This window comes from Sulfitobacter sp. SK011 (assembly GCF_003352065.1).
In the GTDB taxonomy this organism is placed as follows: Bacteria; Pseudomonadota; Alphaproteobacteria; order Rhodobacterales; family Rhodobacteraceae; genus Sulfitobacter.
Genome location: NZ_CP025803.1, coordinates 3,297,799 through 3,324,798 on the forward strand (window position 1 = coordinate 3,297,799; position 27,000 = coordinate 3,324,798).

A 27,000-nucleotide genomic window follows, 5' to 3' on the forward strand; every position below is an offset into this window, starting at 1 on the left:
ATTTGCATCGATTAGCTCCGCATCCGTTCGAAATTTGGATCGTAAGGAGCTTGATTGATGACATGCGCACCAACCCGTTGCCCGCATAGATCCAGTTCCATCGCAACCCCTGGTTTTGCCAGATGAGGGGTAACGAAGGCGTAGGCGAGGTTCAAACCCACGCGATGTCCATAATCTGCGGATGTGATTGTGCCGACCACTTTATCGCCACTCATCAAAGATGCGCCCGGATGTGCAGGGGCGTGTGCCGCATCGATTTCCAGCGTTACCAACTGGCTTTTTGGCCCCGCTGCCTGTCGTTCGAGCAGTGCCGCTTTGCCAATGAAGTCACCTTTATCCATTTTCACAAACCGAGAAAGACCTGTCTCGAAGGGATCAAACTCTGTGATCAGGTCTGCTTTCCAGTGGAGGAACCCTTTTTCCATGCGCATGGAGTCGATCGCGCGGGCCCCGAAGAGTTTGAGCCCGTATGCGTCACCGGCCTCGCGCAAAGCCAGATAGGCGGCGTAAAGTGAGGCGTTGGGCACATGGATTTCATAGGCCAATTCGCCCGAGAAACTGACGCCCATAACCGTGGCCGGTGCAAAACCGATACAACACTCGCGCACGGACAACCATGGAAACGCAGTGGCTGACCAATCGCCGCGTGCGCAGGCGGAAAGCACGAGGCGCGCTTTTGGGCCAGCCAAAACAAGGATCGTTTGATCGTTGGTCAGGCTGCGCAGTTGCACGTCGTCGTCCGGCATGAGATGTGCGGTGAGCCAGTCCATGTCATGATATTCTGATGCAGCGGCTGAGCCATACCAGACCCGTTCAGGACCACGATCCGAGGCGGGCAAATTGGCAATCGTCGCCTCACCTTTGATGCACCCATGATCGTTCAGCAGATAGCCCAATCCAACGCGCCCCTCGCGCTTTGGGACGGTCCCGCAGATCATTCGGTCAAGGAATGCGTGTCGGCCCTTGCCGGTAATCTCGATCCGGTTGAAGCCGTTGACCTCTGATAAGCCCACGTTTGTGGCGACGTTGTTCACTTCTGCCGCGACCACATCGAAAGCCTCGTCGAAATTGAAGCTCAGGGATGGGTGGAAATCCGGTGACGGCTTGATGTAATCGACACGCTCCCATCCGTTCACGACAGTGAATTCGGCCCCTTCTGCGACCAGAACAGGGGTGAGTGGCGTCGTCTTGGCGGGACGCCCCGCTGGACGGTGCTCATGCGGGAAATGGAACCTGAATTCGTTCTGATAATCCTCAACCGCCTTGCGCGCAGTCAGTTCCACGGTTGCGTGTCCGGTAAACCGGCGTGGGTCGATCACCCAAGTGTCGTAGCAAGCCTCGCCATGAACAATCTGCTGCGCCAGAAGCCAGCCATGGCCGCCGCCTTCACCCAAGCCCGCGCGCAAACCGATGATGCAATATGCATTGCGCTTGCCCGGAATAGGCCCGACCAAAGGAGCGCCATCGATTGTATAGGTAATGGGGCCGTTCACGACGCGCTTGATGCCGACCTCTGCGAGTGCGGGCATCCGCTCGAACGCGCCTTCGAGAACGTCCATAACGCGATCCAGATCATCGGGACACAGATCGTTGGAAAAGCTTGGGCTGATCCCATCCATTCCCCAGGTTTTGCAGCCTTGTTCATAGAACCCAACCAGCAGACCACCCTTTTCCTGACGGGAATAATAATCCGAGATCGGACAGCGCAGCAAAGGCATGCGATGCCCGGCCGCTGCAATAGCGGGGATGTCTTCCGTGATGAAATACTGATGTTCCATCGAGGCGACTGGGTGTTGCACGCCCATCATAGCGCCCACCTCGTTGACGCGATAGCCGCCGGCATTCACGACTATGTCACAGTCGATATCGCCATGTTCCGTGTGAACAGTCCACGTATCGTCCTTGTGCTGGGTCAGGCCGGTCACCGGGGTATTGCGATAGACCTCAGCGCCCGCTTTGCGTGCGTGAAAAGCCAGTGCCTGACAGAGTTGGGCAGGATCGATATCACCGTCCTCACCATCCCACAGCCCGCCAAGCAGGTTGTCGGTCGAGATCAACGGATGGCGACGGGCGCATTCTTCCGCGTCGATAACCTCGTATTCCACGCCCATACCGCGCGCCATCGAGGCGAAATGCCGATAGCCCTGCATTTGCGCTTCGGTGTTGGCCAACCGGATGCCGCCATCGCCGTGATGATACCCAACCGGATATTCGGGATCGTCACGCAATTTCTTGTAAAGCGCGATGGAATGAGATTTGAGGCCCACCATCGTCTGGGTCATGCCAAAGTTCGTGACTTGCGCGGCCGAGTGCCAGGTGGTGCCTGAGGTCAGCTCGTCCCGCTCGACCAAAGCAACATCAGACCATCCTTCTTGCGTGAGATGATAGAGGGTCGAGCAGCCTGCGATGCCGCCGCCGATGACGACAACTTTGGTTCTGGATTTCATGACAGGTTCCCGTTTTGTGGCCCTTGGAGCGATGGTGAATAAATCGAAAACGATCTCCGGCTCGGACATCGCTGTGGATGAATACGTCAAAGCATAGTTCATGGTTCAGTGATCATGGACGGCGATTTCGACCTTCACAAAAATACAAACCTTTGAATAATGTTTTTTTCTTAGATAGTATCTCGGAAAATGTGAGGTTATCGCATGACTCTCTCTCTTCGCGCCATGCGTTATGTTCAGGCGGCCTTGCGACTTGGCAGTATCACGGGCGCTGCGGATGCCATGCATGTGACGCCGTCCGCCATTGCCGCAGCTCTCGATCAAGCCGAAGCCGCTTTCGGCATGACGCTTGTTACCCGCGCGCGGGCTAAAGGAATATTCCCCACGCTGGCAGGTCGCGATGTCGGGCGGCGCATCGACGATTTTTTGGAAAGGTATGATACGTTACTGACAGGCGTCTCTGACCTGCAATCAAGCCTCTCTGGCAACCTGGCGATCGGCTACAATGCACCGATCGCCCCGGCTTTTCTGCCAGTGCTTACCGCACAGATGTTTGCGGCCCATCCCGATCTGACTTTTACATTTGCGGAAGGCGACAACGTCTCCGTCCAGAAGGGATTGCTGGACGGAAAATTCGATGTGATCCTGTTTGTCGAAGAATTGCCAAATCCGCAAATTGAAGCGCAACCGCTTATCTTTGCACCCACCTATTGTCTGTGTCCGGCAGATCATGCCCTTGCGCAGTTTGACACTGTGACAGTTTCCCAAATCGTAAACGAGCCGCTTATCCTTTTGGACCGGCCCGCCGCGCGCGGGTATTATCTGGAAGTCCTCGATCAAGGGGGCAAAGACCTTTGTATCGTCGCAACCGCCAATTCGACCGAAATGGTTCGTTCGCTTGTCGCCTCCAGGATTGGGATTTCCCTTTTGAACATGAAGCCGCGTGACGTCCCGAGCTACGCAGGAAGCAACATAAGCTGCGTGCCAATCGCCGATAGCACAAGCGGCGTCACCCTTTCGCTCGGGTTTGCACCGGGGCCAAAACGAAGACTGGTGCAAATGTTCGTTGATAATTGCGCTGCATTTTTTGAAGAGCCATTGGGCACCGATTTGATTGTTCCAAAAGCCTAACTGCGCCGATATTGAAACATGCACAAATTGTTCAAGAAGATGACCTGGCGGTCATTCGTTCATCGCTCAGCACAATGGAGTATGGCTCGAAACCGTCATCCAATGGTGGTTTTCGTTGACCCCGCCACCGCTAACGCAAAATACCATCGCAGAAGCAGCATCTCCCATTTTGCAGTGCAGAGGGTTTCACCGGACCTGCCAGTCACACACGTGGCTCTAGCCAAGACTGAAACCATCCTTTCGTTGCAATCAAAAGCAGCAAGTGCGTCGCGGATAAACCGCAGCTTTGGGTCGTATACTTCAATACCAGCCTTGCCTGACTGCTAAGGGGCGGGAAGCAGATTTCGAGGATTCAGAACGACGGATCATTCTATTGAGTGCGCAGTGCTTGGGCGTTTCTTGATCAGACCGTTGCACCGTGAACTTTCAATATGGTTTCGTAGACATGGGACTCTGCCAAACTATGTTGCGCACCTTCGTGGCGTGACAGGCAGATCGGCACATCAAAGCCAAATTGATCTGCCCTGATGATACGCATCTCTTGCCGGTCAACCCAATAGTTGGCGTAAACCTCGGGCAGGAAACCCACGCAATTGCCGCTTAGTATGAAATGTGCAAGCCCCTCCATCTGATGGGAAACCGCCAGAGCAGGTCGATTGAAAAACGTGGAATATGGGGTGAGCACGGAGACAAAGCCGCGCCGTACAAAATCCTGCTCTGCGATCAGCTCGCGTGTCATTTCATCATCCGGAACGGTGAACAAAGGATGGCCTTTGCCACAGATCAACCGCTGCTTTTCAATGAATAGCGTGCTTTGGGATACGTTTCTTCGGGTCGGAAACTTTGGCGAAATGGCCATTTGGGTCTGCCCTCTGACAAGTTGCTCTTCAACCTGGTCTGGCGGTCCGATCCGTAACACAATGCGAAGACCCTTGTGGGCTGCCAGCGCATCGCGAATGGCATCGCGCAGGCGGCATTCTGTGTTGGTGATCAGATTGTCAACAACGCCAATTGCAACTTCACCCACTATGCCTTCTTTCAACTGTACGATCTGGCCGTGATAGGCATCAATCGAAGACAGCATGGCACGAGAGGCTTCATAGACCGCGCCACCACGTGCGGTCAGCGCAAACCCGGCGCGCCCCCGGCTACACAGTTTGAACCCAACCCGCGTTTCCAGATTTGCCATGTGGGTACTGATCGTGGAGCGCGAGAGGTTGAGTTCTGACTGCGCCTGAGAGAACCCGTCGCATTCCACGATGGTGCAGAACACACGTAGCAATTTGACGTCAACATCGGCGATGGATCGGCTTGGCATTACGTCGCCTTCTATCGAACTGATTTTCTATAAGTCCACGTTTATCAAATAAATGACCTGTGTAAACCTCTGCCACAACACCAGTCAGGGAGATGACGCATGCAGCCAAAAAATCCGGCATTCCAACCTATTCCGGGGCTAAAGACGGCGCGCTTTGCGGGGATGCCGACCTTTATGCGTCTGCCACATATCGAAATCGAAGACCCGCAGGCGGACAAGACCGACATCGCGATTGTCGGGGTTCCGTTTGACGGCGGCACCTCAAACCGACCCGGGCCGCGCCATGGGCCGCGTCAGTTGCGGGACCTCTCGACCATGATCCGCACAACGCATTCTCGCAGTGGTGTGAACCCGTTTCGGTTGGTGAACTGCGCAGATCTGGGCGACGCGCCAGTCAATCCCATGGACATCATGCAAAGCCTTGATCTGATCACCGGTTTTTACAATCAACTGACAGACAAGGGGATCACACCCCTTTCAGCCGGTGGGGACCATCTGGTGTCTTTTCCGATCCTGCGTGCGCTTGGCCGTGACAAAGCGGTTGGGATGATTCATTTCGATGCCCATACGGATATGAATGACGCTTATTTTGGCGACAGCAAATATACCCACGGCACCCCTTTTAGGCGTGCAATTGAGCAGGGTTTCCTTGATCCCAAACGCACAATCCAGATCGGTATCCGCGGTGTAAAATACGAAACAACGGATTTTGACTGGGCGCTGGATCAAGGTGTGCGGATCATTGAAATCGAAGAACTGTTCGAGCGCGGTGTCGCATCTGTCATGCAGGAGGCGCGCGATATTGTCGGCGACAGCGAGACCTATGTGAGCTTTGACATCGACGGGATCGACCCGTCGTTTGCGCCCGGCACCGGAACCCCGGAAATTGGCGGCTTCACGACGTTTCAGGCGCAGCAAATGGTGCGCGCGCTGGCCGGGCTTAACCTGATCGGCGCGGATCTGGTCGAAGTATCCCCGCCCTTTGACCCCTCAGGCGGCACGGCCTGGGTCGGGGTCTCCATCATGTTTGAACTTCTGTGCGTTCTGGCACCCGCCTGTGATGCACGATCGAAGTAACAACCAAAGTAAAGCAACCCCTAGGGAGACAAAAATGAAACACATGCAAAGACGTAAAATGACCAAAGGTCTGTTGGCCTGTGCGACCGCTTTGGCCTTGTGCGGCCCGGTCGCCGCAGGGTCCGTTCTGGAGGCGGTGACGGCCAACGGTAAGATCACCGTCGCGACAGAGGTCGCCTATCCGCCGATGGAATTCCTGAAAGACGGCAAGGTCGTCGGCTATGGCAAGGATATCCTGGACCTGATCGTGGCGGATATGGGGGTTGAGCTTGAGCAGTTGCAACTCCCATGGGACGGCATTTTGGCCGGCGTTCTGGCGGGCAAATACGATCTTGTCGCCACCTCCGTGGCGATCAAGGAAGACCGCGTGGACAAATACGCCTTTACCCGCCCGCTCGCCGTGGCCGAGACCATGTTGGTCAAGCGGCATGGCGATAACGGACTGGCCGGTCTGGGCGATGTGAACGGCAAGATCATTGGCGTCGAAATCGGATCCTCGCAGGCACAGGAAGTCGAAGCCCTCGACGCTGAGCTGAAAGCCACTGGCGGATCGGGTTTCGCCAGCATCAGCGGTTTCAAATCCACAGACGATATGCGGCTCGCACTGGCTGGCGGGCAGATCGACATCGGCACGATCCCGTCGTTCTCGCTGGCGACAATGCAGGAACAGCGCCCCGATACCTTTGCGCAACTTGCCAACATCGGCAGCGGCACCTTGTTTGCCTGGGTCGCGCACCCAAATGGGGCGGATCTGCGCGACCGTATCAATGAATCACTTGCGAAACTTGAGCAGAACGGAACGCTCAAAGAGCTGCAGATGAAGTGGTTCGGATTTGAGATGGACCTGCCCGAAGATTACCTCCCCGAGGGCGCTCTCTGAGCGTCTACTACCGACCCGGATTGGTTTGTCCTTAAGTCAAAAGACCAGTCCGGCGCGGCTTTTTTGAAAGAGAATATCTCGCTCATGGACCTGCAGTTCATCGAAATCATACCAAAATCCGGGCCCCTGTTGTGGGGGGCGCTTTATACAATATTTGTTGGGCTGATTGCGTGTAGCGTTGGGATTTTCGTGGGGACCGGCCTTTTGCTGATGCGCAACAGCCGGTTCTGGGTGCTACGCATTTTTGTGCGCATCTATGGCAGCTTTATCCGGGGCACACCGGCATTGGTCCAAATCTTGGTGTTCTACTACGCCTTGGCCCCGCTGACCGGCATCAACATCGGGCCGTTTACTGCCGGGATCATGGCCGTGGGGTTCAACAGCGGTGCCTATGTCGCGGAAATTCTGCGCGGCGGGTTAAGTAGAATACCAAAGGGCCAATGGGAAGCTGCCGAGGCGTTGGGTCTTCCCAAACTCAAGGTCTGGTTCAAGATCATCCTGCCGCAGGTGTTTCATTCGGTTATCCCGCTTTTGGTCAACGAATTTACCATGGTCATCAAGATCACGCCGCTTTTGTCCACCATCACCCTGGTGGAACTGACCCGCGCCTCGCAGATGCTCTATAACGAAACCTTCCGCCCTGTCGAAGTCCTGCTGCTGGCGGCCTTCATCTATTTCGTCATCTGCTTTTCGATCAGCCAATACGGAGAATACCTCCAGCGGCGATCGCAGAAATATCGCGTGTAGGAGCGTCTTATGACATTCGACTATGCAGCCATCTGGGACAATCGGGACATTCTGATTGATGGTGTTTTCAATACGCTGCTGATCTCGTTCATTGCGATTCCGATCGGGATATTCATCGGTGTGGTGACTTGCCTTATGCGCATTGCCAAACGGCGGCTGCTGCGCTGGCCTGCCATCGCCTATATTGAACTGATGCGGAACATCCCGCTGCTGATCCTGATCTTCATGATGTTCTATGCGCTGCCGTTTTATGGCATCCGCCTGTCGGGACTGACCACCGGCTTTATCTGTCTGTCGATCTATGGCGGGGCCTATTTTGCCGAAGTGTTTCGCGGCGGGGTCGAAGCTGTTTCCAAGGGTCAGTTTGATGCTGCCAAAGCGCTGGGCCTGAAATACGGGTTCTACATGCGGCGGGTCATTTTCCCGCAGCTTTAAACTTACGTGTTTCCGCCCGGCACCAACATTGCCCTGACGATGATCAAGGAATCCTCGCTTCTGTCGATGATCACGGTGGCAGAGCTGACTTATGCCGCCCATGACATCAACGGGCGTACTTTCACCCCTGTGGAAACCTTTGCCACCATCGCCGTGATCTATTGGATCATCTGCACGGTATTTTTGAAGCTGACCAGCATGTTGCAGTCTCATGTTGATACCGATGGTCTGAGCAACTCAGTGGCCATCCGCTAGGGCGCAACCCGTCAAAAGGACACCAAACCAATGGAAATCGTACAGACAGCCAAATCGGAGCCCGCATCCCCTGCATCAAAAGTCATGGTCGAAATTCGGAACATGAACAAGTTCTACGGCGATTTTCAGGTGCTGACGGAGATCAATCTGACCGTGCGCGCGGGCGAGCGGATCGTGATCTGCGGCCCCTCGGGATCGGGGAAATCCACCTTGATCCGCTGCATCAACCGGCTGGAGGAACACCGTGACGGCGACATCATTGTCGATGGCATCCCACTGACAGAAGACGTCAAGAATATCGACAAAATCCGTTCAGAGGTGGGCATGTGCTTTCAACAGTTCAATCTCTTCCCACATCTGACGGTGATGGAGAACTGTGTGCTGGCCCCGATGTCGGTGCGAAACACCTCGCGCAAAGAGGCGCAGGATCTGGCGCGGCATTATCTGGAAAAGGTCAAGATCCCGGATCAGGCGGACAAATACCCAAGCCAGCTTTCGGGCGGACAACAACAGCGTGTCGCGATTGCGCGGGCGTTGTGCATGCAGCCGCGGATCATGCTCTTTGATGAACCAACCTCGGCGCTTGATCCCGAAATGATCAACGAGGTTCTTGAAACAATGGAGGAATTGGCAAGCGACGGCATGACGATGATCTGCGTCACCCACGAGATGGGCTTTGCGCGCAAGGTGGCAGACCGCGTGGTCTTTATGGATCAAGGTAAAATTATCGAAAGCGCCGCCCCGGAAGCTTTCTTTGGTAGCCCCCAAAACGAAAGAACACAAAAGTTTCTGCTACAAATCCTACAGCATTAATGTCGCCGTTGCAGACAAAACCTCGCCCAACAAGACTGCGGCCTCATGCGGGTATCACGTTTCGGGGTACCTGCGGAAAGTTGGCGCATAGTCATGATTTGCCTTCCAACCACCCCACAAATTGACACATGGGAAAGTTAGCCCGACGCAATGATGTCTACCATTATTCACGATGTGAAGGCCTATCTTTGGCCTGCCCACATGGTTCTTATTCGGCTTCTTTTTGCCAGATGCGCTGTCTGCTTCAACGATCCCAGCAGCCAGCAATTCTCGGTCAATGTGAAGCGCTGCCATTTTTGAGAAGCCACATGTGCACCAGTTTGGCCCTTGAGATGTCCGGTTCTGATTGGATCCGCGAATGTATCATCCCGCGTTTTTTTCCGCAGGCTTGCAGGGGTGGCCGTGGGCTGCATGTTCTTGGGGTTCTGTTCGATAATCTAGGAAAGCGAATAAAGCCCCTGCCCCGCAGCCCCTACCGCGCCAGAAACTAGCTCAGATTTCGGCGATCAGCGGCCTAAACCTCAGGCTGACCGCCAGTCAAAGAAGTCATCCCCGGCCTGCGCCAACAGTTTGCGCGCCATCTGGCGACCTGCCTCGGCACCGTCTTCAACAGGCACGGTCATATCGTCCCCTATGGCCTCGGAGCCATCCGGGCGGAGCACTTCGCCGCGCAACCGCAAGGTCGTACCATCCAACTCCGCCAGTCCCGCAATTGGCGTTTCACAGGATCCGTCAAGCTCTGCCAAGAACGCCCGTTCGGCCGCCAGCCGCTGACTGGTAGGGCCATCATGGATCGCGGCCAGCATGTCAGCGGCGCGGTGGTCATCAGTGCGGCGTTCGATCCCAATGGCCCCTTGGGCGATCGCGGGCAGCATGTCACAGACGTCAATCGCAACCTTTGGCACGTCGTCCATTTTCAGCCGGTTCAACCCTGCCATCGCGAGAAACGTGGCGTCGGCCACACCGTCTGACAGTTTCTTTAACCGGGACTGCACATTGCCGCGGAACTCCACCACCTCAAGGTCAGGCCTGCGCAGTTTCAACTGTGCCTGTCGTCGCAAACTGGATGTTCCCACAACTCGTCCAGCAGCAAGATCACCCAGCGGTTTTCCATTCAGGGCAATGAACGCATCGCGGACATCTTCGCGGGGCAAATAGGTGTCGAGCAACAGTCCTTCGGGTTGCAGAACCGGCATGTCCTTCATCGAATGGACCGCAATGTCAACGGTGCCATCCAGCATCGCTTCCTCGATCTCGCGGGTGAACAGGCCCTTGCCGCCGATCTCTTTCAGCGGGCGGTCCTGAACCCGGTCGCCGGTGACAGAAATCACCTCAATCTGAAACGCTTCATGCGGCAGATCAAAGGCTGCCGCAAGCCGCGCGCGGGTCTCATGGGCCTGCGCCAGCGCAAGCGGCGAGCCACGTGTGCCGATCTTGAAAGGTTGGGCGGGGGTGGGCAAAGAATATCGCATGCGCCATCCCTAAACCGGTATATCTGTCCCGACAACGGGAACTGGAAGAAAACAACAGGAAACGACCAGCAACAGATGCTTTCGAGAAGGATTTGCTGCCTGCACCCGCCGCCCGCACTGGCCTGAACCACGCAACGCTATGTCAATTTGAGCCACCGCGCTCGACACGCCCCCGAACGGCTGTCAGACGACTTTCAATTCTGGGCGCTTCTGCACAGATGGTTCGATCTCTGACCATGTCAGGTTCCCTTCATACCGATGGGTCATCTGACCGTCCTCGCCCAGCGCAAAAAGATGCAGCCAACCGTTGTCAAACAGGGCGCGCACCCCCTCATGCCGTCCCAGAATGTCGCTCATCGCGTCGCGTGGGGCTTCGATACAGACTGAAAGGCGCAATGGTTCGTGCGCATGGCTTTGCCCATCATGCACAGACTGCCAGGGCAATCCGGCGCGCAAGACACCACCATTTCCTTCGACCACGCCGATGCCCCCGGTCACATTGTGCAAAAGCTTATTGCCTGATCCGAACACCTCCGGTGCCACTGTCGACCCATAATATTGCAGGCTGATCCAGCTGGCGACAACCACAGGGGCGGTCATGATCAGTTCCAGCACCCCGAATTCCTTGTCCTGCTCCCAGTTGTAGTCATGCAAAAATGCGCGCCCCTCAAGGCTCTTGCCGGCAGTCCGGTATCGGGGGGCCGCCACAAAAGCCTTGCAACCTGCAAGAGCCCATTCTGGCCGTGTCTCGGCCCAATCCCTGCTGCGGGTCACGATGTCGCCCTGACCTGATGCACGGGGCAATGACAGCGCCCGTTCGCCCCGTGTGACGGCCCCTGCCGCGGCAAACCAATCCTTGGCCTGGCTCAGGTCGGCCATATGCGACACCAAAGGATGGTCTGCGTGATAAAGCGTCACCTTGTCCGTGGTGGTGTCGTGCAATGCGCCGACAAACAGCGTATCGACGGGTATCTCAATGCCCCGCGCGGCAAGGCCTTGACGCACTTCCGTCGCGTTCAAAAGGCCGGCGAGCAGCCGCGCATTCACCTCACCGGAATAGCCGCCGCAGGCCCCGCATTGCAGCCCGCTGGCAAAGGGATTGTTGACCACATTCGCCCCATGCCCCGCCAGCACGACCAACCGCGCGAAGTTCTCGGTAAACGACATTGCCCGCAAGATGGTCTCTGCGGCATTCACCTGTCCGTCAAGATCAAGGGCCGGGTCAATCCGTGGCGCTGGTCCGCCGGGTACGGTATTTGGCGCAAGGTTCAGTGCATCGCGCAGCAGCTTGCCAACATAGATCGGCCCCGTCGCTTCAACAAAGGCAAAGGACGACACGGCAGCTAGCTTGAACCGGCCCCATGCGCGGCTGGCACGGGCCCTGAAACGGGCAGTCTGATCCGCGCCCACATTATTGCCCCGAGAGGTCGACGTCACACCGGGGTTGAGCAACACTGGCAGACGCAGCTCTTCCACATCTGAGGCGAAACTCCTGTGCGCTGCAGACAATCCAAAGAAACCCGCGAAACCAAGGGTCTGGATACCGGGATTTACCGCCTCCAACGCCCGGCGAAACACCTCTGAACGGACGTCGATGCAAAACGCCGCCTGAAGCGCCGGGCGTGCCGTGCTGATTTGTTGCATTGGAGTGCTGAGGGTTTGCGCAAGTGCACGCTGAGCCGCGCGCTCCCAAGCCTCCTGCAGGATGACATTGGCCAGCACATCCGCGTCCGGGACCAGGGGCGCGGCATGTGCAGCCTTTACCGCATCCCATTTGGCCGCAATCTGATCCTCGTATTGGACATAAAGCGCCTCTTCCCACAACAACCTGATGGTCAGGATATCGGTCAGGGTATGGTCCTGCCCACCTGCAAGTTCTGCCTGCCACAGGTGATGCCGCCCGACCTGCGCCCAGCCGCCAAGGCCAAAGAGCAGCTGATGCAGATAGGTTTCCAGCGCCGCTGCGCTCAGCCCAAGCCGCTTGATCGCCCGCGCCGTCGCCGCCTCTGCGGTATCGGGCGTATCGCTGGCAAATTGTGCAAAGCCTTTCAGCCCCACGATCTCAGGCGTCAGGTCATGGGTCGCGTTTTGCCGCCAGGCATCATAGGCCCCGCGCCTGCGCGGTGCCGCCCAAAGCGCCTGCCCCTGATCAAAATACCCTGCCGCCCATGCGCCAAACCGATTTGATAGAATGCCGGACCAATCAATCCCAGACACCTCAGCCGCAAGATCCGCCACCGTTGGTTGCGGCATGGGCGGGGTCGCGGCAGTGCTAGCAAGACGTTTAAGGTCTGTGAGACTGGGCATGTCTGCGCCACCGTATGCGGCGAGCGCGTCACCCAGATCGGTATCGGTGATCGTGCCGTCCGCGATGCGGGTCTGATACCAGTCCCGCGGCATGGTGACAGGCACCCCACCGACACGGCCCAGCCGCGCACCCACCTGCGCCAGTGTTTCACCGGACTGACCCAGAAATGGGTTCACAGCAACGGAAGAAGCCAGCGGCCAAAGTGGCGGTATGGCCCGTGCGGCGGCATCGCCCGCCGACGTGATCGTGGCGGTTGGAATGTCTGAATGCATGTTCATCTCTTTGTGTCCTTTCACGAAGATCAAAAGGCGCGCGTGGTCGACCAACCACCCAGCAGTTTGTCAAAAACGGCATTGGCATAAAGACCGTTGGCCAGATGCACGCGCAGCCCTGCGGCGGCGGGATGATAGGCCCAGAGCGGGAAAAGCGCCTGCGCAATGGCCACCAGTCCAAAGCTGAGCAGTGCCAACACAATCAGCGCCCATTCCAGCGGGCCGGGCGGCGGGGTCTGTGGCAAGGTGCCCAGCATCAGCCACTCTGCCCCGGTCTGAAGCGCGAAGTAGCCGATTACAGCAGCAACCGAATAGGCAGCCGTGCGCTGCGTCAGCGCCCAGGGCGCAGCATCAGCCAGACCCTGTGCCACCAGATAAGCCACACCAAAGATCAGGATCGCACCAAGAGCGATGGCCTGCGGTGATTTTCCGGCCACCCCAAAGACGAAAGCAATGATGGCATATATCGCAAGGGCAATGAGAAAGGCCCGGCCAACTGCGGCCCCGCTCGGGATCGCCACTGGCCCCGGGCGCCGGATCGCCGTGACATTCTCAACCGCTGTGCCTGAGGCCAGAAAGGCATGCGCCTTATACAGCGAATGTGCCACGATATGCAGCAGCGCCAGCGGGAAAAGCGCCAGCCCGCACTGAAACATCATGAACCCCATCTGCGCTACCGTGGACCACGCCAGTGATGTTTTGACTGCGGATTGCGTCAGCATGACCAGCCCGCCAAAAAGCGCCGTAAACCCGCCAACCATCACCAGTATTGCCAGCACGCCGGGTGCCAAGAGCATCAGATCGGCGCAGCGGATCAATAGAAAGCCACCCGCGTTGATGACCCCCGCATGCAGCAGCGCAGAAACAGGTGTTGGCGTTTCCATCACTTCGGTCAGCCAGCCATGCAGCGGGAATTGCGCGGATTTGACGATCGCAGCAAAGGCAAGCGCGGCAGCGATCCAAATGCTGCCGTCATTGGCCCCTCCGACCTGGGCCGCCGTCATGATCGCGGCAATGTCTCCTGTCTCATAGGTGCCATAGATCAGGATCACCGCAAGCAACAGTGCCGCATCCCCCAACCGCGCTGACACCCATTTCTTGCGCGCCGCACGTTGCGCCGCGATCCGGTCAGGATAATGAAGCAGAAGCTTGTGCAAAGACAGACTGGTCGCGACCCAAGCCAGCAGCAACTGTAGGATGTTTCCGGCAATCACCAGCAGCATCACAGCCGCCAGCGTCGCACAAAGCCATCCTGTAAACGCCCCCTGCCGTGCCTCGCCGTCCATGTAGATCGCCGCATAGCGCACGACGATCCAGCCCACGAAAGTCACCAGCAACAATATCACGACGCTGACCGCATCAAGGCGCATGGCAAGGCCCAGACCGGCAATCCCGATCAGCGGGCTGGTCGATGCCCCTCCAAGAACAAGGGTCAGGCCCGACAGAACAGCAACCGCAATTGCGGCCAGCGCCGCAATTTCAACGTGGCGCAGCATTCGGGCCGGGCGAAATTGCGGGCTGCGAAAAGAAATGACCGCAGCAACGATCAGGGCGATTGGCGCGAAGAGCGGAAGTGTGGCGATGAACAAGGCAGGTCTCCTATCGGCCGGAATTTGGCGCACCGGACGGATAGCAGCCTCCAACTATTAATAAAAATTCATTGTTTATTCAAAACCGTTCTGTTTTATGAATGTATATGGCCGAATTCAATTATCACCATCTGCGGTATTTCTGGGCTGTTGCCCACGACGGGAACCTGACCCGCACAGCAGACCGGCTGAACCTGTCGCAATCCGCTGTTTCCGTTCAGATCAAACAGCTTGAGGCCCATCTGGGTCATACTCTGTTTGAACGGCGCGGCCGGCAGCTTGTGTTGACCGAAGCCGGGCGCATTGCGCTTGATCATGCCGACACGATCTTTTCAGCGGGGCGCGAACTGGTCGGGACGTTGCAGGAAAAGGGTCGCATCCGCCAAGCCATCCGGGTCGGCGCGCTTGCAACGCTGTCGCGCAATTTCCAGATGGAATTTTTGCGTCCGATATTGAACCGACCTGATGTGGAAATCATCTTGCGGTCCGGGACCAACACGGCCCTGCTGCAAGCGCTTGAAACACTCAACCTAGATGTCGTCCTCAGCAATCGCCCCCCGTTTCAGGATGCGGTGTCGCCCTTTGTCTCGCACCGTCTGACCGAGCAACCTGTCAGCCTTGTCGGCACGCCAGGCCGCCTCAAGGGCAAGCTTGACCTGATCGACCTTCTGACCACCCAGCCCATTATACTGCCGACCGCCGACACAGGTATTCGGATCGGATTTGACGCATGGATCGAACGGCTTGGCATCCGACCGTTAATTGCGGCAGAGGTCGACGACATGGCGATGATGCGCCTGCTTGCACGCGAAGGCGTGGGGCTAGCCGTTCTGCCGCCGATTGTTGTGCAGGACGAGTTGAACTCCGGCAGGCTGATCGAAGTGGATCGCCTGCCCGGTATCGGAGAAACCTTTTTCGCGGTGACAATCACACGCCGATTTCCAAACCCGGTGCTGGCGGACTTGCTTGCGGACCGCGACATCTAGGCCGCCTGCACCCCGCCAAACGGGGTCCTGGGCATCGTTAAGATATTGTTGCTGACCCACCTGCGCCTCATTGCTCACCCCATTGGACATATGAACACCAATCTGGCAAAGAGGGGTTGCGTTTGACCGCGACGAAACGCTCAGCGTCCCATCAACTCGGGCAGCCAGGTACCAAGCGCAGGCAGCCATACGATCAGGCCGAGTACAAAAAGCTTGATCAGCACGAATGGCGTCACCGCAAAATAGATGTCGCGCATGCGAATTTCTGGTGGGGCGACGCCGCGCATCACAAAAAGCAGCAGGCCAAAGGGGGGTGTCAGTAGCCCGATCTCCATTGTGAGAAGATAAACCACGCCGAGCACAAGTTCGTTGATCCCCATCGCCTGCGCCAACGGCACGAACACAGGCACGGTGACCATCAGCATCGACACCTGATCAATGAAACAACCCAGAAAAAGCAAGATGCCGATCATGCCCAGCAGCACCATCAACGGGGTCGGATCAAAGCTGTTTATCGCATTGATCAACCCACTGGTGGCCCCTGAAAACGACAGCACCTGCGCAAAGGTCTGACTTGCCGCGATGATGAACAGGATCATCACCGAAAGCTTGAGCGTTTCCATCAACGCTCGGCCCAGCTTGGCCCAACTCAGTGACCGATAGGCCGCGCCGATGGCAAGCGCGGTAAGACTGCCGAGTGCGGCGCTTTCAGTGGGCGTGGCGATCCCCATCAGCAACGATCCGATCACAACGAAAAAGAGGATTGTGAGGGGCAGAACATAGATCGCAAAGGGGGTCCATCGTTCCTTCATGCTCATCTGTTCAAGCGTGTCGGGCGGTGCCACAGAAGGGTCCAGAATGCTGCGCCCGACAACATATACGACAAACAACACCGCCAGTAGCAAAGCGGGGATAACCCCCGCAATCAACAGCCCCGCAATGGAAATCCCTGCCAACGAGCCCACCAGAACGGCCAGCGCTGAAGGCGGGATCAGCATCGCGATCGCACCCGATGCCATGATTGGCCCCATTGCCATGGAGGGATGATAGCCCCGTTTCAACATGCCCGGCAGCAGCGTGCTGCCCAGCATTGCGGTATTGGCAATCGTCGACCCGGAAAGTGCTGCAAAGATGGTGCCGCCAAAGATTGTGACGACTGACATCCGCCCCGGAATGCGCGTCACGACCCGTTCAATTGCGTCAATGGCGCGGTGCGCAACGCCGGTCTGGAACAGGATCTCGCCCATCAGGATGAACAGCGGGATCGGTGCCAGTTGGAAATTGGCCACCGATTGCGCGGAATTACGTGCCAGTTGCAGGATGCCGCGCTCGCCACCAAGCACGTGATATGCGCCGACGGTGGTCACCGCGATAAATGCGAAAGCCACCGGCATGCCCATCAGCAGAAGCACTGCCAAACCACCCAGCATCAACGTCAGAAAGAGACCCCAATCCATCCCGTTAAAGACCGCTCAGCGCGTGATCAGGGGGGTCGGGGCGCAGCACTTTGCGTACAAAAACGATAACACAAAGCGTCAGCGATAGAGGCACAAAAGCCAACATCCACCACTCAGGGATCACAAAGGAAGTGCGGATCATCGACCCGCGTGCAGCGGAAGCAAGCACCGCCTGCAATCCGTACCACGCAAGAATTGCGGCAGTAATTGCCCCGATAAGATTGGTTGCGCGGCCAAGGGTGGCTTCGCTGCGCGGCGAAAAAGACGCGGACAGCAGGTCAACCTTGACGTGCCCATTTCGCAAAAGCACCCAAGGTGCTCCCATGAAGGTGGCAATCATCAGCGCATATTGGATCGCATCAAGTGCTCCGTAGATCACCGGCAAGCCAAAATTGCGCAGCGCCACATTGATCGCAATCACAACCGCAATTGCCCCCAGAATGCCCGCGGACATTGCCGCGAGCATCCAAAGCAACCGATCAAAAAGCTGTCCGATCATGCCCGGTTACTTGGTCAGACAGGCCCGAAGTTCTTGCGCCAGCGGCGGATCAACAGCCTCGACAGCCGCCCAGCCAGCATCACGTGCAGTGGTCAGCCATTTTTCCGCGTCCGCACCGTCGAGCGTTATTGTCTCAATGCCCGCATCAGCTTGTTTTGCGTATTCGGCAATGTTGATTTCGGCGTTGTTCGCGTTCAGCGTCTCCATCCACGCCGCGCCTTCCTCAAGCTTGGCACGCTGCGCATCGGTCAGGCTGTTCCAGACGTCGAGGTTGACCAGCAGATTAACATCCACGTTGTAAAAACTCGGATCGACGCGGTATTTCGTCTGTTCGTCCCAGCCCAGATCAAGCACCCCTTGCGAGGGCCAGCCATACCCGTCAATCGCCCCGCGCTCCAGCGCACTGTAAACTTCGCCGGGCGCTGTGCGCACCAGATTGGCCCCAAGTGCCGAAAACATCGCCTGATAAACGGGCGTTGTGCGTATCGTCAGACCGGTCAGGTCTGGTCCAGTGATCGGTTTGGTCAGATACAGATGAAAGCCCATACCGTCGCCCGCATGGCCAAGGTATTTCACGTTCATCTGTTCCTGGTGCACGCGATCAATGACGTCATAGCAGCCATTGGCGCGCTGTTCCTGAATGGTGTTTTCGGCAAGATGTATCGCGTCGCCTGTCGGTACAAGGTTGGGATAAAAGGCCGAGGTGTTATTGGCAATGTCCACCACACCCGACTGGACGGCATTGCCCAACTCAAAAGGCGGCACCGCCTCTGGCCCACCAACAAGCTGGATCTGCACGACGCCTTTGCCGTTTTCATTGATCCATTCCACAAATGCATTGAATTCGCGGCTGAAGGTTGTCCCCAGATTAAAGGCGGACACGCCGCGCAGCGTGACTTCCTGTGCCAAAGCTGCGGAATTGAATGTGGCGGTCGCCAGTATGGCGGCGCTGAGCAAGGTCTTGATTTTCATGATGGCCCTCCCGGTAAGTGTGAAGTCCGGGGCCTGATGGTCCGGCTCCGCTTTATATGTATTTGCATATGTATCGTAGCGGTGCCTTGTAGACTAGTCAATTTTCCATACCGTTAAATGACTAGACAGGTGCCTGAACACCCATTGCCCGGCCATTGCCTTCCTAAAAGAAAAAGCGTCATGCTGTTTTGCAATCAATGGCCCGACAGGCCGTGCTATGTTCGGTCGCCAATCATGTGTCCCTCTTTCGGGGCCAAATCAGGTGTGACATCAATGCAAAAGGCGGTTTTCGTAGCGTTTGGGGGCGTGATTCTTCTGGGAACAGTCTTCTTGTACCTGGGCGGCATCGACATGCCCGACCCAGAAGAAATGGCCGCTCAGCTTCGTTCTTTGGGTTTCTGGGCACCCGTTGCAGTGATTGGCTTGATGATCGTGCATAGTTTTGTTCCCTTCCCGGCAGAGCTGCTGGCCCTGTGCGCCGGTGCCGTATTCGGAACCGTGCTGGGCAGTGCCCTCATTTGGGTCGGCGCGATGTTTGGCGCGCTTGCAGCATTTTTTCTATCCCGATGGTTGGGTCAGGAGGCTATCCGAAACTGGATATCGGAGGAGCAGGCTGACGCTTTGGACAGCTGGTCTGACGATCGCGGCGCACTTGCATTGCTCATTTGCCGTTTTATTCCGGTCATTGCGTTCAACCTCATCAATTATGCGGCCGGTTTAACAAGGGTGCGTATCTGGACATTTGTCTGGACGACAGGATTGGGGATCCTGCCATTAACCATACTTTCGGCCTATCTGGGCGCGCAAATGAAAACACTGAGCTGGCACGCGATCACACTTCTCGCGGCTGCCTGCATTATCGGTGCTGTTATATTGTCGAAACTTTTGAAAAAGCGCAGCTAGATTGTTCGGTCTTCAACTTTCAGGCCGCCGCTTGACCTTATTCGTCCACGTCGCCTCAGGTCTTAAATGCCTGCACCAAAGTTTGATTTGGCTGCATTTTCAAAGGCGAGGCGGACGAGCCTTAACGCTGAAACATGCGTGTCCCGAATGGTTAGAGGCCCGCCGGTGCCCTCCAACACCGACAGGCCAAGCGTGGGCTAGAAACATTGCCCCGCTTGTTCAGGCACCGCAATAGCCGCCATATTGTGAGAATAGGGGAACTGACAAGACATCACCGAACAAACTGGAACGCGATCAGCGAAGCACATATGACAATGAAAGCCGCGGTGAACAAAGCGTGCTTTCGGTCCAGCCGGTCAGCAAGCAATTCTTCGGACGGCTCTTTCAGAATGTGAGCATTAGACGGGTGCCTGTGATGTGCAGCGCCAGATGTCTGTGCCTTGGTCATACAGTCTTCCATTTGCTGCACCCAGATACCAGCCTGGATTTAAAAAAAGGCCGTGCAGGAGGGTCCCGCACGACCGGTACTCGTTAAAACACTTTTGAGCTACCTGATCCGATCGTGTCAGGACGCAGCCTAAAATCAGTCTGGCTAAAATGTCGTTACTCTTTCTATCGTACCGGGAGTCGGTTCTGGAACTGATTGATTTTAATTTCTTTGAAAACGAAAATTCACCAATACAGGATGATTGGTTTACCCTCTTAGCGGGAAACTATTATGTGAATTGGTATTCATTGTGCAAGGTCACTCCGCAGTGCCTGCAAAATGTACGGTTTTTATGTATTGTGGTTAGGGAAAACCGACCTAGCTGCGGCCACACAGAATCAATGAGAGGTATTTCAAGCCCGCTTTGACGCTGCCCCGCGGACGTAGAAAACATGGCAACTGCGCAGGTTCTGAAGAACCATGCAGAGCAACCAGAATCACCGAATGCCCGCATGACACGCCCGTTTTCTATGACCTTCGCGCAAGATCTTTCAGGTCACTTACATGCCTCGACAGCCCGTGAGCCAACGGAAAAAGGCAGGCCTGAACAGAATGGTATATGTCGGGTTTCCCCTTGAAGATCGTGCTGGTGACCTGACCGGCGTCATCTATTTCCGGAAACCATCCACCGTGTTCATAATCGATGAAATGCGTGCTGGCAAAGGTCCAGAGCCGTCGATACCACTGCTCATCATTCGTCTGTCGCTCCAGCTTGATCAGAGCGGCGACCGCGCCAATTGCTTCGGTCACGGGCCACCAGAACCGAGAGGCAATTGCGATGTTCCCCTCAAAATCCAGCGTATAGGCAAAGCCACCATCCATCCGCCACGCATCACTTAGGGCTTGTTCAATCAGGTGTCGCGCCCGCACAGGTGCTTCTTGTCCTGAACGGCCTGACAAATCCCAATGCTGAAGCAATAGCCGGCCAAGTTCGAACGAATGACCCGGTGTCGTTCCGGCAGGACGAAACATGGGGTTGCCAGCGTATGCACGGTCAATTTCCCAGTCCTGAGTATAATGTTCAGGCAAACGCCACGCTTCGGCAGGTGCGATGCGGGCAGTGAAAAAGTCGAGGATGCGCCCTGCGCGGTTCAAATATACCTCTTGTCCGGTCGCCTCATACGCAGTCAGCAGCGCTTCGACCGCGTGCATGTTCGCGTTCATGCCCCGGTACGTGGAAAATGGCGTCCAGTCCCTGTTCCATTCATCCTTGAAAAGGCCGACGTCATCCTGCCAAAAGTGTTTGTCGAGAATGCCGCTCACATCAGCGATCAACGCATCCGCATCCGGGTGTCCGGCCATTTTTGCACTTGCTGCGGCCAACAAGACAAAGACATGCCCATACGCCAATTTGCGGCCATCAACGATTGCATCCCCGTTCAGCGCCCAGAGATAGCCACTGTGGTCTGCATCGCGGTGATGGCTTGCGAGATAGGCCATGCCGTGATCAACGATCCGGTCCGCCGCTGGATGTCTCCAACTGTTGCCAAGCGCAAAGGAATGCACAAGCCTGGTGGTGGTGTGCAGTTCTTGTGTGTCATCCGGCAGCGGCCTGCCCGCCGGGTCCAGAGTGAAAAACCCCGGGCCATCCCGCTCGCTGGCCGCGAAAAACGTCAACTGCCGAATGGCCTCGGCCTTGAGCCAGTTCCGGTGCTCACCATCGTCTAGCCAGAAACCCGGCACCTTTGATGGTCCCGGCGGGTGTTGATGTTTCATCCAATTGCCTTTCCGATGACGTTCAGCGGCGCAAGATAGCGCGCGGCCCGACCCGGCATGCGCCTGTGCCGCATGCAAGATCGCGGTCGAATCCAATCAGTGCAGATGACAGATAACTTCAACAGATCCTGCCTGCACGAAATCTTTGACCGCAAGCGATTTCGTGCAGCTCCCAAAAACACCCCCGATCAAAGCCGGGGCTGCGGGATATCCATCAAAGACAGAAACCAAACTGTAAACTCTTGTGCTGTTTTCGTCCCTAATGCGTCAGGCTTTAGGTTTGCGTTGCGCTGTGTTGTGCAGCCACAGCAACGGTCAGGAACGTAAGGGGCCAGAAAAGACAGGCAAGAACGCTCAGCGTTGTCAGCATGATGCCGCGTTTACCGGTCTGCTGCTGTTCGTCATACGTCATCAAAAGCGCAAAAAGTGCGATCAAAAGATATGCGGCGGTGAGGAATCCAAGTATGAACATTATGTGCGATCCTCCATCAAAAGTGCATCTATGGCGTTATTGTTTCTCATGTCCTTACAATAGCGCAGGTAAAGGCCCCGTCGAGCCTGTGCGGCTGTTGTGGCAATAACATGGCGAAATCATGCCAAAATCGCGCATTGGACCTGTTATTGTCCAATGCATGTGGGTGGGGTCGCAATGAAACCGCTTTGAAGCGCTGCGATAACGATCGGCGACGCGCCTATCTGGCACCCGGCCCCCTTTAATCCAGGATGAAGGTCTGTATTTTGCCGACGCCCTTGATCTGGCTGCTTCTGGAACGCAGGTCCACAGGTGGTATTGCAAGTGCATCCAGCGTGGCCTGCGAGATTTGGATGCGGCCTGAAACGCCAGAACTTTCAAGGCGGCTGGCAAGGTTCACAGCTTCGCCCCACACGTCATAGACAAACCGCTTTTGCCCGATGAGGCCACCAATAACAGGGCCCGAATTCAGGCCAACCCGCAGCTTGAGCGGCGCATCTGTCCCAAATCCGTCCGCCATGACCTTGATCAGCCCCCGGGCAAATTCAAGCGCGCGGTCCGCATGATCATCCTGCGGATGCGGCACCCCGGCGACCGCCATGTAAGCATCCCCGACAGTCTTTATCTTTTCGATACCATGCTGATCGGCCAGCACATCAAAAGCGGAAAACAGATCGTGCAACAGGCTGATGAGTTCCGACGGATTTGTGCGTGCAACCATCGGGGTAAAGTCGACAATATCTGCGAAAATGATCGTGGCATTGTCAAACCGGTCAGCGATAACCTTTTCCCCCGCTGCCAGTCGTTTGATCACCATTTCAGGCAGCATCGACAACAAAAGACCGTCGGCACGCGATTTTTCCAGCTCGATCTGCGCCAAAAATTCACGTTCGCGCGCACGCCAGCGCACCTGCTCCAGACAGCTTTCGACGCGGGCAAACAACAGCACGGACTCAACCGGTTTCTGAAGATAATCATCTGCGCCAGCCATGATGCATTTCACAACAACATGGATGTCCTTGAGGCCCGTGACCATGACCACTGCCATGTTGCGCCAACGCGGGTTGCTCTTGAGGTGACCCAAAAGGTCGATGCCATTCATATCAGGCATCAGAATATCGACCAGAGCCAGCTCAAAATCGGTGGTTTCCAGCAATTCAAGCGCGGCACTGGCAGAAGCTACTGTCGTGACGTTGTGACCTCGATTTATCAGGTTTCGCCGCAACAATTCACGGTTCGCCTCAATATCGTCGATCACCAAAATACGGCCCGCGGTGTTTTCGGATGAAACGGAAGCACCCGCAAGCGACTGCGCCAGCGCCTTGGCAATGTCGGCGTCAACCTTTTCAACGTCCATCGTATCAATATCGCTGCCAGAAAACCCAACAAGGCCATCCACCTGTTCCAGCAACCGTCCACATTCTTTCAGGACAGTACGAATGTCATTCTCAATCGCTGATCCCAGCGATCCCGCCGTTTCTTCGAGGATCAACTCAGAATAGCCCATAATAGCATTCACGGGCGTGCGAAGGTCATGACGCAAAGTCGCATCGTCAAGCTGCGACAAGGTTGTGAACCCGTCAGACGACAATAATTTTGTAATCATTTTCTCAAGGGTTTGCGCCGCCTCAAGGACCATCAAAGCGTCGTCGATGCTGTCTGTCAGGCCCTCGCGCTTGAGGCTTGCGACGATGAGGGTCTGAAAGCCGAGGATGGTTTCAGCAGGTCCGGACAGCCGCTGCGCAATTCTGGTCGAAAGCGCCTGACGGTTAATTCTATCGGCCTCTTCCATGTCAGTTATTGCGGCGTAAGCTGGTTGATCTGATCAAGCAGGACAGCAAAGTCTATCGGCTTGGTGTGAAACTCGTCGCAGCCCGCCAGTTTTGCGTTCTCACGATCGGCCTCCATCGCGTGTGCGGTAAGGGCGATCACTGGAATTTCCGATGTCGCGGGATCACCTTTTATCGCCCGCGTCGCCTGCCAGCCATCCAGAACCGGCAGGCTCATGTCCATCAAGATAAGATCAGGGGATTCCTTGCCTGCCTGGTCCACACCCTCCTGACCGTCACGGGCTGTGATGATCTCAAAACCTTTTCGGATCAATCGCCGCGACAACATGTCTAGGTTCATGTCATTGTCCTCAACGATTAGAATCTTGGTCATGGGACAATATCTCCTTTCCTGTCAGAGGTGACAAGGTTTCGCCGGATCGCAGCCATCAGGTCGGCACGGCCACTTTGCCCTTTGATCACAACATCAAGGGCATGTGATTGCAGCCAATCCATTTCTTCCCGTGTCAGATCCTTCGAGGTTGCAATGATAACCGGAAGCGCGTCAAATTCGCGCCGTTCGCGCAGCGCACGAAGCGTTTCAAAACCATCGAGGTTCGGCATCATCAGATCCAGCACCATGAGCGTGGGAAGCTTGATTTCCAATTGCGCCAAAGCCCTGACGCCGTCTGAAGCTTCGCGAACAGCCCAACCTTCGCGCACAAGAATACGCCTGAAAAGGGCCCTGCTGGCGGCATCATCGTCAACAACAAGCGCTTCCCGGTCGGCACCGCCGGAAAACGCATTCAACGTATCAATAAGCCGTTGTGAATTGATCGGCTTGGTCAGATGATCCACGGCACCAAACGCCAGCCCCATTTCGCGATCTCCCAGCACTGTTGCAAGGATGACGGGTATCTCGCAAAGATCCGGATCGTCCTTGAGTGCGCGCAGCACGGACCAGCCATCGCGCTCGGGCATGATGATGTCGAGCACGATGGCGTCGGGACGGTGCTTGGCCGCCAGTTCCAGCCCGGCGTTCGCGTTGGAAGCCGTGATCGGCTTAAATCCTTCGGCATTCAGCAAATGGGTCATCGCTTCAAGCGCCTTGGGATCGTCATCAATGACCAGTACTGAACCCGCCTTTCCCTGATCGGGATGCGCGCCCATGTGCAATTGATCTGATGGCATCTGATTGGGATAGCTGAGCGTAAAAGCTGACCCTTTGCCCGGTTCCGTCTCAACCTTCACAATACCGCCGACCATTTCCGTGAATTGCTTGACGATGGCCAGACCCAGACCTGTGCCGCCATAGTTGCGCGTGGTCGAACTGTCGGCTTGCATGAAGGCCTGAAAAAGACGTCCCTTTTGCTCTTCGGTCATGCCGATCCCATTGTCGCGGATCGTAAAGTCGATTGCGCCATCACTGTCATCAACGATCAGCTCGATCCTACCGGATTTGGTGAATTTCGCGGCATTCGACAGCAAGTTGAAAAGGTTCTGACGCAATTTGGTCTTGTCTGTATTGATGTCTGCGCTGCGGGCCTTGATCTCAGTGACCAGCGTATTGTTGTTTTTTTCGATGATGGGCCGGATCGTGGCGGCCACATCCTCGACAAGCGGTGCAATCGCAAAGCGCTCAATATGGACTTCCATTTTCCCCGCTTCAATCTTGGACAAATCGAGGATGTCATTGATCAAAGCCAGCAGGTGCTGACCAGAATTCATGATCTTTTCCAGATCATCGACAGACGTGTCATCGCCGGAATCCTGCGCGTCATCGATCAGCATTTCACTGTACCCGATAATCGCGTTGAGCGGCGTGCGCAGCTCATGACTCATTGAGGCCAGAAACCGGCTCTTCGCTTCGTTGGCGGTTTCAGCGCCTTCTCGCGCTTCCTCAAGCTCGGCCTGCTTTTGGATCAGGTCGGAAATATCGCTGTAGACGGCAACGGTACCGCCGTCCGGGGTTTTGCTTCTTGAGACATGGACCCAAGCGCCGTTGATCCGCACTTCGCGGCGGACCGCACTTGGCTCTCTATGATCTCTCAACCTCTCTTCGATCCATTGCTCAGGGGCCATGCCGCCAGTGGCCTCAGGATCGCTGGCCGCATTCGCAGCAAGAATATCCCGAAACGGCGTGCCGGGGTGCAGGAGATGCGCAATGTTGGAAAACATATTCCGGTACCGTTCATTTGTCAGAACAAGATTATCGTCCGCATCAAAAAGGGCAAAGCCGTCCGGAATGGTTTCTATCGCCGTCAATATCGTCATCCGCTGGTTTTCGGCTTCAGCCTCAAGTTTCCTGCGGTAGCCCTGACTTTCGTGAAGGGCACGCACGGCGCTCGACATGCGGCCAAGCTCGTCAGGGCCTTCGGTGGGCAATTCCACGTCCTCGACGCCCGCGTTCAGATCGGAAATTGCCCGGTTGATCCTGCTCAGGGGGGACAGTATCGACCCAAGCACCCGCCACGTCAGATATGACCCTGAAATCAGGATCACTATGCAGGCCACGACGGATCTGATCATGGACCGCCGCGCTGCACTCGCGGCCAGTTGTTCGCTGTTCGCAGCCTGGCTTGCAAGGTCGCTGATCAGGGTCTTGAGCGCGCCATCCACAGCGTCGCTGCCCTGCCGCGCCTGAGCGGATAATGTGTTGCCGATCACCCGCCTCTCTTCGGTATAGGCGTCCGCTGCCTCCAGCGCCGCATTCGCGTAATCTTCCACGCCGCGCCTGATCTGCGTCACGGCGTCCGGGGCAAATTTCTCAACTTCTGCAAGTTTCTCATTAAGCCGTTCGCGCGCGGCCTGAGCCCGGCGTTCAGAGAGCGTAAGCAAACTGACCGAAAGGTCAGTCAGCCAATAGCGCATCTCGCCAAAATCACGGTCCGCCTCTGCTGCAAGTTCAAGATAGTGAAACCGTTCGGTCGATTGTTCGACCAACTTTTGATTTTGCCGCAACTCCCACGCCATGATGGCAGTGCTCACAAACAGA

The 27,000-nt window shown here is 56.3% G+C and carries 22 protein-coding genes; 9 read left to right on the top strand and 13 right to left on the bottom strand.

What is annotated here, in order from left to right; genetic code table 11:
* Positions 1 to 11 precede the first annotated feature (11 nt).
* Complete coding sequence (locus C1J02_RS16205) at positions 12 to 2,447, bottom strand: FAD-dependent oxidoreductase (protein ID WP_114880657.1); 2,436 nt, start codon at positions 2,445 to 2,447, stop codon at positions 12 to 14.
* A 204-nt stretch (positions 2,448 to 2,651) separates the two neighbouring features.
* Here C1J02_RS16205 and C1J02_RS16210 point away from each other — a divergent pair, with 204 nt between their 5' ends.
* Positions 2,652 to 3,578, top strand: coding sequence for a LysR family transcriptional regulator (locus C1J02_RS16210; RefSeq protein WP_114879504.1), 927 nt, complete (start codon positions 2,652 to 2,654; stop codon positions 3,576 to 3,578).
* Between the two features lie 403 nt (positions 3,579 to 3,981).
* Here the strand turns inward: C1J02_RS16210 and C1J02_RS16215 are convergent, their stop codons facing one another.
* Positions 3,982 to 4,896 carry a LysR family transcriptional regulator gene (locus tag C1J02_RS16215; protein WP_114879505.1) on the bottom strand — a complete coding sequence of 305 codons (915 nt, stop codon included), beginning with the start codon at positions 4,894 to 4,896 and terminating at the stop codon, positions 3,982 to 3,984.
* Between the two features lie 99 nt (positions 4,897 to 4,995).
* Here C1J02_RS16215 and speB point away from each other — a divergent pair, with 99 nt between their 5' ends.
* From speB to C1J02_RS16245, 6 genes are all read left to right on the top strand, one after another.
* Positions 4,996 to 5,973 (top strand): agmatinase, encoded by a 978-nt coding sequence (gene speB, locus C1J02_RS16220; protein WP_114879506.1) that lies wholly within the window; start codon positions 4,996 to 4,998, stop codon positions 5,971 to 5,973.
* Between the two features lie 34 nt (positions 5,974 to 6,007).
* Positions 6,008 to 6,853, top strand: a complete 846-nt coding sequence (locus tag C1J02_RS16225) for a transporter substrate-binding domain-containing protein (protein WP_162798354.1) — start codon at positions 6,008 to 6,010, stop codon at positions 6,851 to 6,853.
* A gap of 84 nt (positions 6,854 to 6,937) precedes the next feature.
* A complete protein-coding gene (locus C1J02_RS16230; protein WP_114879508.1) occupies positions 6,938 to 7,600 on the top strand; it encodes an amino acid ABC transporter permease in 663 nt (220 codons plus the stop codon).
* Positions 7,601 to 7,609: 9 nt separating this feature from the next.
* Positions 7,610 to 8,035, top strand: a complete 426-nt coding sequence (locus C1J02_RS16235) for an amino acid ABC transporter permease (protein WP_114879509.1) — start codon at positions 7,610 to 7,612, stop codon at positions 8,033 to 8,035.
* 6 nt (positions 8,036 to 8,041) lie between these two features.
* Positions 8,042 to 8,290 (top strand): hypothetical protein, encoded by a 249-nt coding sequence (locus C1J02_RS16240; protein WP_114879510.1) that lies wholly within the window; start codon positions 8,042 to 8,044, stop codon positions 8,288 to 8,290.
* A 30-nt stretch (positions 8,291 to 8,320) separates the two neighbouring features.
* On the top strand, positions 8,321 to 9,103 hold the full coding sequence (locus C1J02_RS16245) for an amino acid ABC transporter ATP-binding protein (RefSeq protein WP_114879511.1): 783 nt from the start codon (positions 8,321 to 8,323) through the stop codon (positions 9,101 to 9,103).
* Between the two features lie 521 nt (positions 9,104 to 9,624).
* Here C1J02_RS16245 and hemC read toward each other — a convergent pair.
* The 3 genes from hemC to C1J02_RS16260 all read right to left on the bottom strand — a co-directional run bounded on the left by hemC (position 9,625) and on the right by C1J02_RS16260 (position 14,744).
* A complete protein-coding gene (hemC, locus tag C1J02_RS16250) occupies positions 9,625 to 10,575 on the bottom strand; it encodes a hydroxymethylbilane synthase (RefSeq protein WP_114879512.1) in 951 nt (316 codons plus the stop codon).
* A 183-nt stretch (positions 10,576 to 10,758) separates the two neighbouring features.
* The gene (locus C1J02_RS16255; RefSeq protein WP_205389824.1) at positions 10,759 to 13,161 is read right to left on the bottom strand and encodes a YbcC family protein; all 2,403 of its coding nucleotides are present in this window, start codon (positions 13,159 to 13,161) and stop codon (positions 10,759 to 10,761) included.
* Between the two features lie 23 nt (positions 13,162 to 13,184).
* The gene (locus tag C1J02_RS16260; protein ID WP_114879513.1) at positions 13,185 to 14,744 is read right to left on the bottom strand and encodes a proton-conducting transporter membrane subunit; all 1,560 of its coding nucleotides are present in this window, start codon (positions 14,742 to 14,744) and stop codon (positions 13,185 to 13,187) included.
* A 107-nt stretch (positions 14,745 to 14,851) separates the two neighbouring features.
* Here C1J02_RS16260 and C1J02_RS16265 point away from each other — a divergent pair, with 107 nt between their 5' ends.
* Positions 14,852 to 15,730: a LysR family transcriptional regulator gene (locus tag C1J02_RS16265; protein ID WP_114880659.1), complete on the top strand. Its 879-nt coding sequence runs from the start codon at positions 14,852 to 14,854 to the stop codon at positions 15,728 to 15,730.
* 140 nt (positions 15,731 to 15,870) lie between these two features.
* Here the strand turns inward: C1J02_RS16265 and C1J02_RS16270 are convergent, their stop codons facing one another.
* From C1J02_RS16270 to dctP, 3 genes are read right to left on the bottom strand one after another with little or no spacing between them, the layout of a single operon-like run.
* Positions 15,871 to 17,187, bottom strand: a complete 1,317-nt coding sequence (locus C1J02_RS16270; RefSeq protein ID WP_114879514.1) for a TRAP transporter large permease — start codon at positions 17,185 to 17,187, stop codon at positions 15,871 to 15,873.
* Positions 17,188 to 17,191: 4 nt separating this feature from the next.
* Positions 17,192 to 17,686, bottom strand: a complete 495-nt coding sequence (locus C1J02_RS16275; protein WP_114879515.1) for a TRAP transporter small permease — start codon at positions 17,684 to 17,686, stop codon at positions 17,192 to 17,194.
* Positions 17,687 to 17,692: 6 nt separating this feature from the next.
* Positions 17,693 to 18,658, bottom strand: coding sequence for a TRAP transporter substrate-binding protein DctP (dctP, locus tag C1J02_RS16280; RefSeq protein WP_114879516.1), 966 nt, complete (start codon positions 18,656 to 18,658; stop codon positions 17,693 to 17,695).
* A gap of 273 nt (positions 18,659 to 18,931) precedes the next feature.
* Between dctP and C1J02_RS16285 the strand changes: the two genes are divergently transcribed.
* A complete protein-coding gene (locus C1J02_RS16285; protein WP_162798356.1) occupies positions 18,932 to 19,561 on the top strand; it encodes a TVP38/TMEM64 family protein in 630 nt (209 codons plus the stop codon).
* A gap of 955 nt (positions 19,562 to 20,516) precedes the next feature.
* Here C1J02_RS16285 and C1J02_RS16295 read toward each other — a convergent pair.
* From C1J02_RS16295 to C1J02_RS16315, 5 genes are all read right to left on the bottom strand, one after another.
* Complete coding sequence (locus tag C1J02_RS16295; RefSeq protein ID WP_114880660.1) at positions 20,517 to 21,764, bottom strand: AGE family epimerase/isomerase; 1,248 nt, start codon at positions 21,762 to 21,764, stop codon at positions 20,517 to 20,519.
* Positions 21,765 to 22,038: 274 nt separating this feature from the next.
* Positions 22,039 to 22,236 carry a hypothetical protein gene (locus C1J02_RS16300; protein WP_114879519.1) on the bottom strand — a complete coding sequence of 66 codons (198 nt, stop codon included), beginning with the start codon at positions 22,234 to 22,236 and terminating at the stop codon, positions 22,039 to 22,041.
* Between the two features lie 241 nt (positions 22,237 to 22,477).
* Positions 22,478 to 24,028 (bottom strand): adenylate/guanylate cyclase domain-containing protein, encoded by a 1,551-nt coding sequence (locus tag C1J02_RS16305; RefSeq protein WP_114879520.1) that lies wholly within the window; start codon positions 24,026 to 24,028, stop codon positions 22,478 to 22,480.
* Between the two features lie 5 nt (positions 24,029 to 24,033).
* Positions 24,034 to 24,399, bottom strand: coding sequence for a response regulator (locus tag C1J02_RS16310; RefSeq protein WP_114879521.1), 366 nt, complete (start codon positions 24,397 to 24,399; stop codon positions 24,034 to 24,036).
* A complete protein-coding gene (locus C1J02_RS16315) occupies positions 24,396 to 26,993 on the bottom strand; it encodes a response regulator (RefSeq protein WP_162798357.1) in 2,598 nt (865 codons plus the stop codon). The genes C1J02_RS16310 and C1J02_RS16315 overlap by 4 nt, the downstream gene beginning before the upstream one ends.
* Positions 26,994 to 27,000: the final 7 nt, after the last annotated feature.

Bases quoted from the DNA above. Each gene is read 5' to 3' on its own strand.
- C1J02_RS16210 (WP_114879504.1), top strand. From the start codon at position 2,652: ATGACTCTCTCTCTTCGCGCCATGCGTTATGTTCAGGCGGCCTTGCGA.
- C1J02_RS16235 (WP_114879509.1), top strand. From the start codon at position 7,610: ATGACATTCGACTATGCAGCCATCTGGGACAATCGGGACATTCTGATT.
- C1J02_RS16275 (WP_114879515.1), bottom strand. From the start codon at position 17,686: ATGATCGGACAGCTTTTTGATCGGTTGCTTTGGATGCTCGCGGCAATG.
- speB (WP_114879506.1), top strand. From the start codon at position 4,996: ATGCAGCCAAAAAATCCGGCATTCCAACCTATTCCGGGGCTAAAGACG.
- C1J02_RS16230 (WP_114879508.1), top strand. From the start codon at position 6,938: ATGGACCTGCAGTTCATCGAAATCATACCAAAATCCGGGCCCCTGTTG.
- C1J02_RS16225 (WP_162798354.1), top strand. From the start codon at position 6,008: ATGAAACACATGCAAAGACGTAAAATGACCAAAGGTCTGTTGGCCTGT.
- dctP (WP_114879516.1), bottom strand. From the start codon at position 18,658: ATGAAAATCAAGACCTTGCTCAGCGCCGCCATACTGGCGACCGCCACA.
- C1J02_RS16215 (WP_114879505.1), bottom strand. From the start codon at position 4,896: ATGCCAAGCCGATCCATCGCCGATGTTGACGTCAAATTGCTACGTGTG.
- C1J02_RS16310 (WP_114879521.1), bottom strand. From the start codon at position 24,399: ATGACCAAGATTCTAATCGTTGAGGACAATGACATGAACCTAGACATG.
- C1J02_RS16300 (WP_114879519.1), bottom strand. From the start codon at position 22,236: ATGTTCATACTTGGATTCCTCACCGCCGCATATCTTTTGATCGCACTT.
- C1J02_RS16295 (WP_114880660.1), bottom strand. From the start codon at position 21,764: ATGAAACATCAACACCCGCCGGGACCATCAAAGGTGCCGGGTTTCTGG.
- C1J02_RS16270 (WP_114879514.1), bottom strand. From the start codon at position 17,187: ATGGATTGGGGTCTCTTTCTGACGTTGATGCTGGGTGGTTTGGCAGTG.
- C1J02_RS16245 (WP_114879511.1), top strand. From the start codon at position 8,321: ATGGAAATCGTACAGACAGCCAAATCGGAGCCCGCATCCCCTGCATCA.
- C1J02_RS16205 (WP_114880657.1), bottom strand. From the start codon at position 2,447: ATGAAATCCAGAACCAAAGTTGTCGTCATCGGCGGCGGCATCGCAGGC.
- C1J02_RS16255 (WP_205389824.1), bottom strand. From the start codon at position 13,161: ATGAACATGCATTCAGACATTCCAACCGCCACGATCACGTCGGCGGGC.
- C1J02_RS16285 (WP_162798356.1), top strand. From the start codon at position 18,932: ATGCAAAAGGCGGTTTTCGTAGCGTTTGGGGGCGTGATTCTTCTGGGA.
- hemC (WP_114879512.1), bottom strand. From the start codon at position 10,575: ATGCGATATTCTTTGCCCACCCCCGCCCAACCTTTCAAGATCGGCACA.
- C1J02_RS16305 (WP_114879520.1), bottom strand. From the start codon at position 24,028: ATGGAAGAGGCCGATAGAATTAACCGTCAGGCGCTTTCGACCAGAATT.
- C1J02_RS16265 (WP_114880659.1), top strand. From the start codon at position 14,852: ATGGCCGAATTCAATTATCACCATCTGCGGTATTTCTGGGCTGTTGCC.